This is a genomic window from Exiguobacterium sp. GL_137 (genome assembly GCF_057834585.1).
In genome coordinates this window covers 1,901,012-1,917,201 of record NZ_CM174406.1, presented here as the reverse complement: position 1 = coordinate 1,917,201, position 16,190 = coordinate 1,901,012, and the positions used below count along the sequence as shown (strand labels likewise).

General features: G+C 48.8%; 15 protein-coding genes and 1 riboswitch. Of the genes, 13 read left to right on the top strand and 2 right to left on the bottom strand.

Features of this window, described 5'->3' with window-relative positions; all coding sequences use genetic code 11:
* The first annotated feature begins 10 nt into the window (after positions 1 to 10).
* The 8 genes from fmt (at position 11) to AC3IRK_RS10145 (ending at position 8,384) form a co-directional block, all read left to right on the top strand.
* A complete protein-coding gene (gene fmt / locus AC3IRK_RS10180) occupies positions 11 to 1,396 on the top strand; it encodes a methionyl-tRNA formyltransferase (protein ID WP_489169927.1) in 1,386 nt (461 codons plus the stop codon).
* Positions 1,393 to 2,733 (top strand): 16S rRNA (cytosine(967)-C(5))-methyltransferase RsmB, encoded by a 1,341-nt coding sequence (gene rsmB / locus AC3IRK_RS10175; protein WP_489169926.1) that lies wholly within the window; start codon positions 1,393 to 1,395, stop codon positions 2,731 to 2,733. The genes fmt and rsmB overlap by 4 nt, the downstream gene beginning before the upstream one ends.
* Positions 2,734 to 2,757: 24 nt before the next feature.
* Complete coding sequence (locus tag AC3IRK_RS10170) at positions 2,758 to 3,492, top strand: Stp1/IreP family PP2C-type Ser/Thr phosphatase (RefSeq protein ID WP_131502614.1); 735 nt, start codon at positions 2,758 to 2,760, stop codon at positions 3,490 to 3,492.
* 2 nt (positions 3,493 to 3,494) lie between these two features.
* Positions 3,495 to 5,420: a Stk1 family PASTA domain-containing Ser/Thr kinase gene (gene pknB / locus AC3IRK_RS10165; RefSeq protein ID WP_131502613.1), complete on the top strand. Its 1,926-nt coding sequence runs from the start codon at positions 3,495 to 3,497 to the stop codon at positions 5,418 to 5,420.
* A 37-nt stretch (positions 5,421 to 5,457) separates the two neighbouring features.
* The gene (gene rsgA / locus AC3IRK_RS10160; protein WP_131972499.1) at positions 5,458 to 6,363 is read left to right on the top strand and encodes a ribosome small subunit-dependent GTPase A; all 906 of its coding nucleotides are present in this window, start codon (positions 5,458 to 5,460) and stop codon (positions 6,361 to 6,363) included.
* Between the two features lies 1 nt (position 6,364).
* Positions 6,365 to 7,021: a ribulose-phosphate 3-epimerase gene (gene rpe, locus AC3IRK_RS10155; protein WP_131502611.1), complete on the top strand. Its 657-nt coding sequence runs from the start codon at positions 6,365 to 6,367 to the stop codon at positions 7,019 to 7,021.
* Positions 7,022 to 7,044: 23 nt separating this feature from the next.
* A riboswitch (TPP riboswitch) is annotated at positions 7,045 to 7,151 on the top strand.
* A 64-nt stretch (positions 7,152 to 7,215) separates the two neighbouring features.
* Positions 7,216 to 7,776 (top strand): energy-coupled thiamine transporter ThiT, encoded by a 561-nt coding sequence (gene thiT / locus AC3IRK_RS10150; protein WP_131502610.1) that lies wholly within the window; start codon positions 7,216 to 7,218, stop codon positions 7,774 to 7,776.
* Positions 7,776 to 8,384 (top strand): thiamine diphosphokinase, encoded by a 609-nt coding sequence (locus AC3IRK_RS10145; protein ID WP_489169925.1) that lies wholly within the window; start codon positions 7,776 to 7,778, stop codon positions 8,382 to 8,384. The genes thiT and AC3IRK_RS10145 overlap by 1 nt, the downstream gene beginning before the upstream one ends.
* A 55-nt stretch (positions 8,385 to 8,439) precedes the next feature.
* Here AC3IRK_RS10145 and AC3IRK_RS10140 read toward each other — a convergent pair whose 3' ends face one another.
* Together AC3IRK_RS10140 and rpmB are read right to left on the bottom strand one after the other, a co-directional pair.
* A complete protein-coding gene (locus tag AC3IRK_RS10140; protein WP_131502608.1) occupies positions 8,440 to 9,843 on the bottom strand; it encodes an amino acid permease in 1,404 nt (467 codons plus the stop codon).
* 140 nt (positions 9,844 to 9,983) lie between these two features.
* A complete protein-coding gene (rpmB, locus tag AC3IRK_RS10135) occupies positions 9,984 to 10,172 on the bottom strand; it encodes a 50S ribosomal protein L28 (RefSeq protein ID WP_012370787.1) in 189 nt (62 codons plus the stop codon).
* A 283-nt stretch (positions 10,173 to 10,455) separates the two neighbouring features.
* Here rpmB and AC3IRK_RS10130 point away from each other — a divergent pair, with 283 nt between their 5' ends.
* From AC3IRK_RS10130 to recG, 5 genes are all read left to right on the top strand, one after another.
* Positions 10,456 to 10,818 carry an Asp23/Gls24 family envelope stress response protein gene (locus AC3IRK_RS10130; protein WP_026827974.1) on the top strand — a complete coding sequence of 121 codons (363 nt, stop codon included), beginning with the start codon at positions 10,456 to 10,458 and terminating at the stop codon, positions 10,816 to 10,818.
* Positions 10,819 to 10,843: 25 nt separating this feature from the next.
* A complete protein-coding gene (locus tag AC3IRK_RS10125) occupies positions 10,844 to 12,517 on the top strand; it encodes a DAK2 domain-containing protein (RefSeq protein ID WP_370528937.1) in 1,674 nt (557 codons plus the stop codon).
* A gap of 92 nt (positions 12,518 to 12,609) precedes the next feature.
* Positions 12,610 to 13,272 (top strand): L-serine ammonia-lyase, iron-sulfur-dependent subunit beta, encoded by a 663-nt coding sequence (gene sdaAB, locus AC3IRK_RS10120; protein WP_131972502.1) that lies wholly within the window; start codon positions 12,610 to 12,612, stop codon positions 13,270 to 13,272.
* A gap of 4 nt (positions 13,273 to 13,276) precedes the next feature.
* Positions 13,277 to 14,173 (top strand): L-serine ammonia-lyase, iron-sulfur-dependent, subunit alpha, encoded by an 897-nt coding sequence (gene sdaAA / locus AC3IRK_RS10115; RefSeq protein ID WP_026827977.1) that lies wholly within the window; start codon positions 13,277 to 13,279, stop codon positions 14,171 to 14,173.
* Positions 14,157 to 16,187, top strand: a complete 2,031-nt coding sequence (gene recG / locus AC3IRK_RS10110) for an ATP-dependent DNA helicase RecG (RefSeq protein ID WP_131502605.1) — start codon at positions 14,157 to 14,159, stop codon at positions 16,185 to 16,187. The genes sdaAA and recG overlap by 17 nt, the downstream gene beginning before the upstream one ends.
* Positions 16,188 to 16,190 lie beyond the last annotated feature (3 nt).

The following is a 16,190-nucleotide window of genomic DNA, read 5'->3' as shown; positions in this document are numbered from 1 at the left end:
GTGGCAAACTATGTATAAAGTTGTAGAAGTACCAAATGAAGTATTGCGTCAAAAATGCCAACGAGTAACGAAGTTTGATAAGAAATTAGGGAAAATGATTGATCGTATGTTCGATACGATGTACGAATATGACGGCGTCGGACTCGCTGCGCCGCAAATCAATCAGCCGATTCGTGTCGCCATCGTCCATACGGATGATGAAACGGGACCAATCGAGCTGATTAACCCGGAAATTATCGAAGCATCCGGTTCAGAAATCGATGACGAAGGATGTTTGAGCATGCCGGGAATTTTCGGACCGGTCGAACGGTTTGAGCAAATCGTTGTCAAATCACAAGACCGTCTAGGACGGAGTGTCAAAATTAAGGCGAATGGTTTTTTTGCACGGGCGATTCAGCACGAAATGGATCATCTGGACGGTGTATTGTTTACGGATAAATTAGTCGAAACAGAAGCATCCCCTCGCGTCGTCTTCATGGGGACGCCGGACTTTGCCGCAAATACGCTCCGTGAAGTGATTGATGCCGGTTATGATGTCGTCGGTGTCGTCTCTCAGCCGGATAAACCCGTTGGACGCAAACGTGAAATCAAACCAACACCGGTGAAGGAAGTTGCGCTGGCTCACGACATTCCTGTCTTACAACCCGTTAAAATCCGGGAAGATTATCAAGACTTGCTCGATTTGAAACCGGACTTGATCATTACCGCTGCTTACGGACAAATCGTTCCGACGGCCGTGCTTGAAGCACCGCGATATGGTGCGATTAATGTCCATGCGTCCTTGTTGCCGAAGTATCGCGGCGGCGCTCCGATTCATCAAGCCATCATCGATGGTGAAACGGAAACGGGAGTCACGATCATGTATATGGTGGACCGGTTGGATGCTGGAGATATGTTATCAAAAATCATCGTACCGATTGAAGAGCGTGACACGGTCGGAACGATGTTTGACAAGCTCAGTGCTGCCGGTGCCCGATTATTAATCGAAACATTACCGCAGTTGATTGCAGGTACGTTGACACCGGAAGCGCAACGGGAGGAAGACGTCACGTTTTCTCCGAATATCAGCCGGGAACGGGAACGACTTGATTTTTCACGTCCCGGAGAAGCGTTATACAATCAAATTCGCGGAATGAATCCCTTCCCGAGTGCGTATACGATGCTTGGTTCAGACCGTCTGAAAGTCTACTTTGCTGAAAAAGTCCCGGGTCACGGACCGGCGGGCGAAATCATTGCCCTCGAAGCCGACGGACCGGTCATCGCAACCGGATCTGATGTCGCATTGAAATTAGTAGATGTACAACCGGCCGGAAAAAAACGGATGGACGGTGCTACATTTATGCGTGGTGTCGGACAGACATTGACGATTGGACAGAAAGTAGGCGAACAAGCATGAATGTCAGAGATGCAGCAGTAACAACTTTATTAAAAATTGGTCAAGGTGGGGCTTTCTCCACGATTTCCGTCCACCAGATGCTTGAAAAACGTGCTATCTCAAAAGCGGATGTCGGCTTATATACGGAACTGGTGTACGGAACGCTCAGCCGTGAATTGACACTCGACTATATTTTAGAACCGTTCTTAACGAAACAAAAGAAGCTGGACCCATTCATGCGTCCGTTATTACGGATGAGTGTCTATCAACTGTTTTATCTCGACCGGATTCCGGATCACGCCGTCATCAACGAGGCAGTCGAGATTGCCAAGACACGAGGTAAACCGCATATCGCGAAAGTTGTTAACGGTGTGTTGCGGAACGTCCTTCGACAAGGAAAACCTGATTTCTCAGCGATTCCTTCAGTGGTCGACCGAATCAGTATCGAAACAAGCCATCCGGCATGGCTCGTCGAACGGTGGATTGAATTATTCGGAGAAGAAGAAACGTGGCAGATGTGCCGACTGAACAATGAACCGGCCCCCGTTACCGTACGTGTCAACCGGACCCGGACAGACAGACAAGAAGCGATTGAATTACTGGAAGCCCAGGGCGTCAGTGCGAAACCAGCCCATGCGGCACCAGACGGTCTAGAAATCATCAGTGGCAGTGTGCAACAGACGGATTTATTGGAACGTGGTTACCTGTCGCTCCAGGACGAAAGTTCGATGCTGGTTGCTGCAGCGTTAGGCGCACAACCAACAGACCGTGTCTTGGACAGCTGTGCGGCCCCGGGCGGGAAAGCGATGCATATCGCGGAAGGTTTGGCGAGCGGCTCGTTGTTGGCACTGGATCTTCATCCACACAAAGTGAAATTACTAGAAAAACAGGCAGTTCGTCTTGGACTTGAAAATGTTCAGGCGGAAGCACTGGATGCCCGTCAAGCGGGAACACGTTTTGAGGAGGCGTCGTTTGACCGGGTGTTGGTCGACGCACCGTGTTCGGGACTCGGTGTCATTCGCCGGAAACCCGATATCAAGTGGACGAAACGTCCGGAAGACTTAACGCAGTTGCCGGTCATTCAGCGGCAGATTCTGGAAGCGGTTCTTCCGCTGGTCAAACTGGATGGAACATTCGTTTATTCAACCTGTACGATGGATCCGTTCGAAAATGAGCAGCAAACGGACTATATTCTCAGCCAAGGATTTGTTTTTGACGAGACATTCAAAACACGGATGCCGGAAGCCGTTCAATCGCTGATTGGTGAACGGGCTGAATTAAAATTACTCCCGACATCACTTGGTACAGATGGTTTTTATATCGCTGCATTCAAAAAAGTGAATGAACCAACAGGATAATAAAAAACGATGAGGAGGACGGGTATGGAGTTAGCTTATTTGACGACGACTGGAAAGGTCCGTTCAAAAAATGAGGACACGGTCTTATTGGTAGGCGATGCGACACAAGGATTAGCTGTCGTCGCTGACGGCATGGGGGGACATGCAGCCGGTGAAACGGCGAGTGCCATCGTCAAGCAGATTTTTGCCGAAGCATACGCAGATATGCCAAACCGCCCGATGGAGTTATCTTCCTGGATTGAACGATTAGTGAAAGAAGCCAATGCGCAGATTCAACGTTTTTCTCAAGTCGAAAATTTGTCGATTGTCGGCACGACGATGGCCTGTGTCTGCTGGTCGGATGATTTACTTGTCATTGGACACGTAGGGGACAGCCGCGTCTATGCCCTGGAAGAAGGACAATTAAAACAGCTGACGGATGACCATTCCTATGTCAACATGCTCAAACAATTAGGGGAATTATCGGAAGCAGAGCTTGAAAATCATCCCCGTCGTAATGTCATTACACGATCCGTCGGTTCGAACGAGTCCGTGGATGTCGACATTCAAGTCCGGGATGCACCGGACTATGATATCGTGTTAGTGTGCAGCGACGGCTTGTCGGATGAGGTGCCTCATGAAGTCATCGAGCGGTTGCTTCAAGAAGATGCACCGCTCGATACGATTGTCGAACATCTCGTGTCCGAGGCGAATGACCGGGGAGGCGCAGACAACATTACGATTGCTGCAATCCGTTTTAAAGAAAGAGAGAGGATCTGAATATGCGTTACGGAGATCGATTGAACGACCGCTACCGCATAGAACGGTTAGTTGGAAATGGCGGGATGGCAAACGTTTATCAGGCATATGATGAAATCTTGAATCGAACTGTCGCAATCAAAATTTTACGTACAGAGTTTTCGCATGATGAACAATTCATCCGTCGATTTGAACGAGAGGCACATGCTGCGACGAGTTTAAATCATCCCAACATCGTCGCGGTTTATGACGTAGGAGAAGAAGAAGCGATTTATTATATCGTAATGGAATATATTGATGGCATGACACTGAAAACGTATTGTGAAGGGCGAGCATTGCCGGTCGCAAAAGCGATTGACATCATCAGCCAAATTTGTGATGCAATTGATCATGCCCATGCACACCGGATTATTCATCGCGATATCAAACCGCAAAATATGCTGGTCCGTGAGGATGGGACTGTCAAGGTGACCGATTTCGGCATTGCGGTCGCCATGTCGAATGCGACCCTGACCCACACGATGTCAGTCCTCGGATCCGTGCATTACTTTTCGCCGGAACAGGCAAAAGGAAAATTTGCGGATGAAAAATCAGATATTTATTCGCTGGGAGCCGTTTTGTACGAACTCGTGACGGGGCAAGTTCCGTTTGAAGGCGATTCACCGGTTGCTGTCGCACTGAAACATCTGCAAGATACTGCCCGTCGTCCGACCTCGTTAAATCCGGCTGTGCCGCAAGCTTTAGAAAATTGCATCATGCAAGCTCTCTCGAAAGCGCCGCATGATCGGCAACAAACGGTCGCTGCCTTCAAAGAAGACATGGTGACCGCGATGTCAGCTGAACGGGCAAGTGAAGGCATTCGCGGTGACGATTTGATGGAAAAAACGATGGTGCTCAGTCCAGTGTCCCTGCCAACAGCAGACATCGAACACACAGCACCGGTTCCGAAGGTCGCTACCGTCATGTCAAAACCAGAAAAGAAAAAGAAACGTGCGTGGTGGATCATCTTATTGTTGTTATTCATAATGGCTGGAGCCGCAACGACTTTTGCCATGTGGCCTGACCCGACGGTCGTCGTTCCGGATGTAACGGGGAAAGATGCCGACGACGCGGAAACGAAGCTTGAAAAAATGGGATTCATCGTGGAATCGACCGAACGCTCAAGTGATACGGTGGAAGAAGGGTTCGTCATCAGTCAGTCACCGCGTGAACAGGCGACGGTTAAAAAAGGATCGACGGTGGATTTGATCGTTTCGACAGGAAGCGATCCGGTCGAGGTGCCGGACGTCTCAGATGAGACAGAGAAAAAAGCGATCGCCATCTTAAAGGACAGCGGTTTTGAAAAAGTGGATGTCGAACGGGAAGACTCTGAAGACATCAAACGTGGGAATGTCATCCGGCAATCCATTTCAGCTGGAACGGAAGTCATCGCGAAAGAACAGATGATTACCATCACGGTCTCAAATGGATCACCCGTATTCGTTCTGAAAGATTTGACTGACTTATCGAGTGCTGAAGCAAAAGCTTATTTGGATGAGATGGGACTGGACGGAACGTTTGAACAGGAGTTCTCAAGTGAGGTCGCGCTCGATCAGGTCATTCGTCAATATCCGCAAGCCGGTGCGCAAGTCGAACCGAACGATTCGGTAACGGTCTTTATTTCTCGCGGAGAGGAAGAAAAGACCATCACGGCGACGTTCCCCGAGAAAGTAGTCTATGATGGCGTCAGTGAAGACGAGGAGCCTGCGCCACGTCAACTCGTCCGGATTGAGACGGAAGATGCCAAAGGAAAACGAACCGTCATCGAAGAATCGATTGATCAGGATGAAACGTTTGATGTTCCATTGACGATTGATCCGGGAGAAGAAGGCAAGATTACGATTTATAAAGATGACGAAGTTTACCGGGCGAAGACGATTACGTACAATCAGGCAAAATCACAAGAATAACGAGCAGGACGTTAATCCTGACAAAGGAGGGCATAGGATGGCAGAAAATCGAATTGAAGACAATCGGGATGGAACGATTATCCGTTTACAGGGTGGCTTTTATGATGTCATGACGCCTCAAGGTGAAATCCGTTCACGGGCACGCGGTAATTTCAGAAAACGGGGCATCAGCCCTGTCGTCGGCGATGAAGTCGTGTTACACATCGAAAGTGAGACCGGATATATCCTGGAAGTAAAAGACCGTCAAAATTTCTTGGTCCGCCCACCAGTTGCCAATATCGATCAAGCTTTGTTGGTCGTATCGGCAGCAGAACCTGATTTTTCTGCCCATCTGTTGGACCGGTTTTTAGTGTTGATTGAAGCAAAGGAAATTCAACCGATCATCATCTTGACGAAGATGGACTTGTTACAAGGTGAAGCCGAACAAGGGGTATTGGAAGCCATTGCCGCTTACCGGACCATCGGATATCACGTCATCGAAACTTCAAGTGAGACATTGGCCGGAGTCGAATCTGTCCGTCCGTTGTTAAAAGATAAAACGAGTGTCCTGGCAGGACAATCCGGTGTAGGGAAAAGTTCGTTGTTGAATGCCTTGGAACCTTCGTTGGCACTGGAAACGAGTCATATTTCGAAGGCACTTGGTCGTGGACGCCATACGACCCGTCATGTGACATTGATCCCGCTTGGCGAAGGCTTAATTGCAGATACCCCGGGATTTTCGAATCTCGATTTTCCGCACGAAATGGAACTCGAGGAGTTACGATGGTGTTTCCCTGAATTTGTTGCTTTACAGGACGAATGCAAGTACCGTGGCTGTCTGCACTTGAATGAGCCCGGTTGTGCCGTTAAACAAGCCGTCGAGGCCCATGAAATCATGGCTTCCCGGTATACGAATTATGGTATGTTTGTAGAGGAAATCAAGAATCGGACGCGGAGGTATTAAGATGATTAAAATCGCACCATCAATCTTATCAGCAGATTTTGCAAATTTAGAGCGGGATGTCAAAGCAGTTGAAGCGGCGGGAGCCGATTATATCCATTTTGATGTCATGGATGGTCAATTTGTTCCGAACATTTCCTTTGGACTCCCTGTATTAAGCAGTTTACGTCAAAAAACAGATATGGTTCTCGACGTCCATCTCATGATTGATCGTCCGGAAAACTTTGTCGAATCCTTCGTTGCAGCAGGTGCTGATATCGTAACCTTCCACGTGGAGGCGACGAATCATGTCCATCGTGTGTTGCAACAAATCAAAGCAGCTGGAGCGAAAGCAGGAGTAGTACTCAACCCGCATACGCCGCTGTCGACGATCGAACACGTTCTTGAAGATGTGGACATGGTCTTATTGATGACGGTCAATCCGGGATTCGGCGGACAAGCGTTCATTCCAGGTGTGATGAAGAAATTAAATCAACTGGCTGCAATGAAAGCAGAACAAAATCTATCCTTCGAGATTGAAATCGATGGTGGAGTTAATGCGGAAACAGCAAAATTATGTATTGAGAATGGGGCAAACGTACTTGTTGCAGGTTCCGCTATCTACAATGCACCGGATTATTCAGAAGCAATCACTAGTATTCGGAATGCTGCTCACGTATAATAGGGGCAGAATCAAAATTAAATGATGACCGCAAGGGGTGTCGCGTCAAGCGGCTGAGAGAAGTGATTGGACTTTAACCCTTCGAACCTGTTCCGTTCAGACGGACGTAGGGATGTGGCGCACGCAGGCAGTACGGCGTTCGTCGTACTGCCTTTTTGCCGTCCTGCGATTTTATTTTTTAGGAGGAAAAAAGGATGAAACGGCTACAAATGTTAATGGAAATTGCAATCTTTGCAAGTCTTGGTGTGGTGTTCGATTTATTGATCCCATTTAAAATGCCGCAAGGTGGTTCAATTAGTTTAGCGATGTTACCGATTTTCGTCATGGCGTTTCGTCACGGCGTTGTCGGTGGGGTCGTGACGGGAGCGCTCGTCGGAACGATTCAACTGATGTTCGCTCCACAAATCCTGACGGTCGTCCAGCCGTTACTCGATTATACGATCGCGTTTGGAGTCGTCGGGCTGAGCGGACTGTTCGCACGGCAAGTCAAAAAAGCAGCAGCAGCCGGGAAAAATGGCCGTCTAATGGCGATTGTACTAGGTGCGACATTGCTTGGTGCAGGTTTCCGTTATGTCTGTCACGTCATTAGTGGAATCGTGTTCTTCGCTGAGTATGCGGAAGGTCCGGTCGTCCCGTATTCGTTGATCTATAACGCGACGTATATGGTTCCATCGTATCTGTTATGTGGTATTGTCGCAGGACTCCTGTTTACGACAGCACCACGACTTCTTCGTTATTCAGCACGGGGTGTCTGATGCGGGTTGTGATTGTAGCGGCCGGTCCGGCGGAAGACATCCCGTACCTGAAACCGTTTATGGATGAGAAGACGGTTGTCATCGCTGTTGACGGAGGTGTCACCGTGTTGGCACAGCAAGGTTTCGCTTTTGACTTGGCGATTGGGGACTTTGATTCTCTCGGATACAAACCGGAAGGAGCGATCATCCATCCGGCTGAAAAGGATGAGACCGACTTGGAACTGGCTTTACGACATGTCAGTCAACAGTATGAAGCAACGGAAGTGTTAATATTCGGTGCGACCGGAGGACGACTTGATATGACGCTTCAAAACGTCTATCTGCTAAAACAATTTCCGGCAGTCCGCTTGATGACGAAGCGGGAAGAGGTTCGTTTCTTACAGCCGGGGACGTATGAGATCGAGGCAGATAGATTTCACTATCTCTCTTTCATCCCGCTCGTTCCGACATGTCTGACCCTCCGCGGGGTCAAGTACCCGTTGACGAATCATGACGTGCCGGTCGGCGGATCATTGACCGTCAGCAATGAATGGACACATCACGGAGTGGCGAACGTGACGGTGCATACCGGTGAAGTGATTGCTTTAAGAAGTTTGTCAGACCACTAAAAAACGTGATCGGCTTTAGGATATCCTAAAAGTCGATCACGTTTTTTGTAGTTTTTTAAGATTTTAATGTCGAGCTGGCTGCCTGACGTTCAGTTTGAGCCGCAATATGTTTTCCTTTGACGAACAGGTGGTAAGAGGCCCACGTCAAGAGGAAGAATGGAACGCCTATATACAGCGCAATCCGTTGATCCGCTTGGAATGCCAAGCTGATCAGTACAAGCATGTTTAAAGAGAACGAGATAATCGGCAAGACCGGGAAGAACGGAGTCTTGAATTTCAATTCACTGACAGCATGTCCCTCTTTGATGAATTGACGACGGAAGGCAATCTGTGAAGCGGAAATCGAAATCCAACCGACTTGCGCACCGAGTCCGGCGAGTGACAACAACCAGATGAAGACGGTATCTTCCGCGAAAAAGGCAGTCAATAGTGATAACATCGCAAACAGCATCGTAAAGCACAAAGCGCGCATAGGTACTCCGCGTGAGTTGACGATGGCAAGTTTTTTCGAAATCATGCCTTCTTGTGACATCGACCATAACATCCGAGTAGCAGCGTACAACCCCGAGTTCCCGACCGACAGTAAGGCTGTCAACACGACGATGTTCATTAAATCAGCTGCATAAGGAATTCCGATGGCATCAAATACCATGATGAACGGACTGCTGATGCCGCCGGCTGTTTCGTAAGGAATCAAGGCGCCGACAATCGTAATCGAGAGGACGAAGAAGATGAACGTCCGCCAGACGGTATTACGGATTGCTTTTGGAATCGATTTTTCTGGATCGTTTGATTCTCCGGCAGCAACCCCAATCAATTCGGTTCCTTGGAACGCAAAGTTGACGGCAATCATCGTCGTCAATACCCCCAGGGCGCCGTTCGGGAATAATCCGTTTGAAGTAAAATTGGCGAACAAACTTTCCGGACGTGCTGCCGCCATATCAATCCAGCCAAACCAAGCCGCTCCCCCGAGCACGATGAAAAATAGAATGGCAAGGACTTTCAGGCTCGAAAACCAAAACTCAGCCTCCCCGAAGGCTTTTGCGGAGACCGCATTGAGACCGAATAAAATGACGGTGAAAATCGCACACCAGATGACGATTGGTGTATCCGGAAACCATCGATCCATCAGACTGCCGGCTGCCGTGATTTCGAGCGCCACCGTGACAGCCCAACCGAGCCAGTAAATCCAACCGACGGCAAATCCGATACCCGGTCCGATGAACCGTGTCGTATACGTTTGGAAAGATCCTGAGACCGGCATATGGACAGCCATCTCCCCTAAACATAACATCGTCAGATACATGATGGTCCCACCCACGATGTAACTGAGAACCGCCCCGAGCGGTCCCGCTTGCGAAATCGTCAATCCAGAACCGAGGAACAGTCCCGTACCGATAATCCCTCCTAGTGAAATCATGAAGAGATGTCGGCTTGTCATTTCTCTTTTTAACTGCATGTTGACCCTTCCCCCTTGAAAAAAATAACTGCTCACTTATTGTAAGCGTTTTCAATTATTCAGACAATTAGTTTATAAGAAAAATAAAAAAAGAACAAAAAAAGAACCGGAAGGGAAGATTCCCATCCGGTTACTGCGCCTTATACGCGTTCGACTTTACCTGATTTGAGCGCTCGAGCTGAAACCCAAACCTTTTTAGGTTTACCGTCAACGAGGATACGTACTTTTTGTACGTTGATTCCCCAAGTGCGTTTCGTTTTGTTCAATGCGTGTGAACGGTTGTTTCCCGACTTCGGCGATTTCCCAGTAACGTAGCATTTACGTGCCATGTGTTCCGCCTCCTTTTATGTTGTTTTGCGTTCGTCCTAATAGACACTTTGCTATCTTAGCATGCTGTTAAGACGGTTGCAACATAAAAAAAGTAGCTGACAAGAAAAAAACTTGACAGACAACCTCAAAATTTAAAATAATGAATGAGGATGATGGTAAAAGTTCATTTGACCGCTACTATTTTTCACATATTCATTGTATAGTCAGTACGGCGACTTTTCAATAGTAGGTCCTTATAGTAGAATTATGAGAAGAACACAATTAACAAAGGGGGCTACTCAAGTGGCGATCGAGATGAAAACGACTTATGGAAAAATTGACGTAGACAATGATGTCGTTGCGCAACTTGCAGGCGGAGCAGCGATGGAATGTTTTGGTGTCGTTGGTATGGCATCCCAGTCGCAAATCAAAGACGGACTGGCTGAACTGCTGAAACGCGAAAACTTTGCCCGTGGTGTCATCGTGCGGCAGGTATCAGAACAAGTTCACATCGATATGCATATCATCGTGAGTTACGGTACGAAAATCTCAGAAGTCGCAAACAACGTCCAGAGCCGTGTGAAATATTCACTCAGCCAGGCACTTGGTTTAGAAGTGACATCTGTGAATATTTTTGTCCAAGGAGTCCGCTTGACGAATGTCTAAGGCGGGAATAGAGGAGGAAACTTTAGTGAGCGTAGATCGTTTAACAGGAGCGCAACTGGTCAAGATGATCCAGAATGGCGCAGCGAATCTCTATCAAAATGCGGATTTTGTCGATTCGCTGAACGTTTTCCCGGTCCCAGACGGTGACACGGGAACAAACATGAATTTGACGATGACATCGGGTTCGAAAGAAGCCGCAAAAACAACGACAGACTCGGTCTCAGAAGTTGCCACGGTTTTTGCACGTGGTCTTTTAATGGGAGCACGCGGGAACTCAGGCGTTATCTTAAGCCAATTGTTCCGTGGTTTCTCGAAATCAATCGAAGGAAAAGATGCGATTGATACAAAGGAATTCGCAGATGCCCTGCAAAAAGGGGTCGACACAGCGTATAAAGCAGTCATGAAACCTGTCGAGGGAACGATTTTGACAGTAGCACGCGAGACAGCTGTTGCAGCCATTGCCCAGTCAGAATCAACGACCGATCTGCTTGAGTTGATGCGCGGTATCGTTGAAGCGTCAAAAGTATCACTTGAAGGCACACCAGACTTGTTACCTGTACTTAAAGAAGTCGGCGTCGTCGATTCCGGTGGTCAAGGTCTTGTTTGTATTTATGAAGGATTCCTTGCGACACTTGAAGGGAAAGAACTTGAAAAACCGCATGCACCGGTCATGGAAGCACTCGTCGAAGCAGAGCATCACAAATCGGCTCAAAGCTTCATGTCGACGGAAGAAATTCATTACGGCTACTGCACGGAAATCATGGTTCGTTTCCAGGACGATAAACTGGCGAAAACACCATTTAGCGAAGAAACCTTCCGGAATGAGCTCGCGGAATTCGGGGATTCATTACTCGTCGTCGCAGACGAAGAGTTACTGAAGGTCCATGTTCACGTCGAAACACCGGGTGAAGTCATCACGAAAGGTCAACGTTTTGGTGAACTCGTTGCCGTCAAGATCGAAAACATGCGTCAACAGCACTCGACGATCCTTGAAGAAGAGGGCGTCAATCAAGTGGCAGCTCCAGTCGCGACGAAAGCAAAAGCGCAGTCGGCACTTGTGACGGTAGCGATGGGTGAAGGAATCAGCGAACTCTTTAAATCACTGGGTGTCAGTGTCGTCATCGAAGGCGGACAAACGATGAACCCGTCAACGGAAGACATCGTTAAAGCGATCGAAGATGCCCATGCGGAACATGTCTATGTCTATCCGAACAACTCAAACATCATCATGGCGGCCGAACAAGCGGCATCAGTGGCCTCTTGTGGTGTGACAGTCGTGAAATCGAAAACAGTTCCTCAAGGACTTGCCGCGACAATCGTCTACAATCCGGAAGCGACAGTCGCTGAAAACGAACGTCATATGATGGATGCGATCGCAGCAGTCAAATCTGGTCAAGTCACATATGCCGTCCGCGATACGAGTATCGATGGTGTCGAAATTAAAAAAGATGATCATATGGCGATTGCTGAAAAGCAAATCATCGCAACGGATCGTTCGAGTCTCGGTGCGGTCAAGAAACTCGTTGACACACTCGTGACGGACGAAGATGAAATCATCACAGTCCTGTTTGGTGAAGGCGTGGCGCAAGCAGAGGTTGACGAACTTGTTGCTTACATCGAATCCATCAATCCGGAAGCGGAAGTAGAAGTGCATGACGGCAAACAGCCACTCTACTCGTATATCCTGAGCGTCGAATAATATAAAACGTGAACGTACCTTTTCACACATCCCACCATCTGCGATAATAGAGGTGGGATTTTTGTTTAGTTGGAAGAGAGGGGAAAAAGAAGATGAAGTACCGAAGTGTATTTGATATCATCGGACCGATTATGGTCGGACCATCCAGTTCGCATACAGCGGGGGCAGCGCGAATTGGATTAATGGCAGGGAAACTGTTTGGCGAACAACCGACGGATATTACGATTACGTTTTATGGATCATTTGCGGACACGTACCGGGGACACGGAACGGACGTCGCCATTATCGGCGGTGTCCTTGGCTATGACACGTTTGACGACCGGATTCCGGAATCGATTAAGATTGCGGAACAAAAAGGGATCCGGATTCATTTTGAAACAAGTGAGGCGTTGACGGACCATCCGAATACGGCTCGCGTTCATTTGACGGATGGACAGGCGGAGTTTGAACTCGTGGGTATTTCAATCGGCGGGGGAACGATTGAGATTACCGAGTTGAACGGTGTGCCGTTAAAGTTGTCAGGCGGTGGACCGGCCTTGATCGTCCTGCATCATGACCGCTTTGGTGCGATCGCAGCCGTCACAAGTATTTTGGCCGATTATGAAATCAATATCGGACACATGGAAGTATCGCGTCATGAAAAAGGTAAACAGGCATTAATGGCCATAGAAATCGATGACCGGATGCCGATTGCTGTACTTGAAGAAATCAACCGGTTACCACAAGTCGAGCGTTCTGTCATGATGGGAGAGTGAAGAGATGTTTAAATCCGTAAAAGAACTCGTCGCACTGGCGACTGAAAAAAATGTACCGATTTCAGAAATCATGATTGAACAGGAAATGACCGTTAGGCACCTCGAGCGGGATGAAGTCCTCGGGATGATGGAACGGAATCTCGAAGTAATGGAAGCGGCGGTCGAACGTTCGTTGACAGGGGACGGCGTCGAGTCCGTCACCGGTCTGACCGGCGGCGATGCGGTCTTGCTGCAACGATACCGGGCGAGCGGTCAAGGCTTATCCGGTGATCTGTTGTTAGATGCCGTCAGCAAGGCGATTGGAACGAATGAAGTCAATGCCGCGATGGGCAAAATTTGTGCAACACCGACGGCTGGTAGTGCGGGCGTCGTCCCGGGAACATTATTCGCAGTTCGGGAACGTTTGAATCCGAGTCGCGAACAGATGCTACGTTTCTTGTTTACATCCGGAGCATTCGGCTTCGTTGTCGCGAACAATGCGTCTATTTCCGGCGCAGCGGGCGGATGTCAGGCGGAAGTCGGTTCGGCAACGGCAATGGCGGCGGCGGCAATCGTTGAAATGGCGGGCGGCACACCCGATCAATCGGCCCATGCGTTTGCAATCGCCCTTAAGAATATGCTCGGACTCGTCTGTGATCCGGTTGCCGGACTTGTCGAAGTACCGTGTGTAAAACGAAATGCCATGGGCGGAGCGAATGCGCTTGTTGCAGCTGATATGGCGTTAGCCGGTATTACGTCACGGATTCCGTGTGATGAAGTCATCGGAGCGATGTATGAAATCGGTCAAATGATGCCATCCGCTTTACGGGAGACGGCCAAAGGCGGACTTGCCAACACACCGACCGGACGCTGGCTCGAATCAAAAATCTTTGGGGAACTCTCGAATGAATCCATTAAGTAAAGTGACTGCACTAAAAGGAGTAGGGCGTGATTTAGCCCGTAAACTCGAAGAAATGGATATGCTGACGATTGCGGACGTGCTTGAGCACGTCCCGTTTCGTTATGACGATTTTGTGACCGGCAGTCTGACAGAAGCGATCCATGAAGACAAAGTGAAATTCACGGGGCAGGTTCAATCGGAAGCGCTTGTCCGTTATTATGGAAAAGGAAAAAACCGGCTCACATTCCGTCTGCTTGTCGAAGACCGTTACAGCGTCACCGTGACGATGTTCAACCGTGCTTTTTATAAAGATCAGTTAAAACTCGGCGAAGAAGTGACGGTCAGTGGCAAATGGGATTTACACCGAATGACGATTTCGGCGACGGAATTACAATTCGGAGCGATTGAGGGGGAATTGACGCCGGTCTATTCGCTAAAAGGAGATATGCGGATGAAGACATTCCGGCGGGTTGTCGAACTGGCTTTTGCCGAAAGCGAAACACTCGAAGAACGCGTTCCGGATAACATTCGCAAAACGTACCGGTTACTTGATCGCATGACGATGTTGCGTCGGTTGCATTTCCCGACGACCCGGCAAGATTTGACGACCGCCCGGAGAAGTTATGTGTATGAGGAATGCCTGTACTTCCAACTGAAGTTACAGACGTTACGTCTCGGAAAACGAAAGGGACAAGGTCTTGCTTTGCCGTTGTTCCAGCAAGAAATCGACCAATTCATCGCAGCGTTACCTTTTCCGCTCACGGGAGCACAGCAACGTGTGACGGAAGAAATCTTAGCCGACATGCATCGACCGGAGCGGATGAACCGGCTTCTCCAAGGGGACGTCGGAAGCGGGAAGACGGTAGTGGCAGCTATCGCCCTCTTCACTGCAGTCCGTGCCAATAAACAAGGGGCATTGATGGTGCCGACAGAGATTTTAGCGGAACAGCATGCTTCATCACTGGCTCCATTGCTCGAGCCGCTGGGAATCAAAGTAGGATTACTGACGAGCTCCGTCAAAGGAAAAAACCGGGTGCTCCTACTGGAAGCATTAAGGCAAGGGGAAATTGATGTGTTGGTCGGGACACATGCCTTGATTCAAGATACGGTCATTTTTAAGGATCTTCATCTTGTCATCACGGATGAACAGCACCGGTTTGGTGTCGAACAACGAAAACGTCTCCGGGCGAAAGCGGAGAAGGCGGATGTTCTTTATATGACGGCAACACCGATTCCACGGACACTTGCGATTTCCGTGTTTGGTGATATGGATGTCTCAATCATTGACGAGATGCCGGCAGGAAGAAAAGAAATTGAAACTTATTGGGCAAAACCGGAACAAATGGAACGTGTCTTTGGGTTTGTCGAAAAAGAGTTACTGCTCGGTCATCAAGCGTATGTCATCACGCCACTGATTGAGGAATCTGAATCACTTGATGTTCAAAATGCAATCGAACTGCATTTGCTTTTGACAGAACGGTTTTCCACGCAACGTGTCGGATTGATGCACGGTCGTCTCAGTTCGTCAGAAAAAGACGACGTCATGCAAGCCTTTAAGGAAAATCAAGTGCAAGTCCTGGTTTCGACAACCGTCGTCGAAGTCGGTGTCAACGTCCCGAATGCCTCGATCATCGTCATTTATGACGCGGAACGATTTGGTTTGGCCCAATTGCACCAGTTACGTGGTCGGGTCGGGCGGGGAGCAGCCCAATCGTTTTGTATCCTGATTGCCGATCCGTCTTCCGACACAGGAAAAGAACGGATTAAAACGATGACAGAGACAAACGACGGATTTAAGTTGGCTGAAAAAGATTTGGAATTACGCGGAGCCGGAAACTTCTTTGGAACCGAGCAAAGCGGATTGCCCCGATTCGTGCTGACGGATCCGGCACTCGACATCCAAGTGATGGAGACTGCACGAAACGACGCAGTTCGTCTGTTACGTTCCGATGCCTTTTGGCAACAACCGGAGTACGCAGTTTTACGGCAATACATCGAACAGCAGGGACTGCTGGACGGAGAAAGAATCGAATAATAC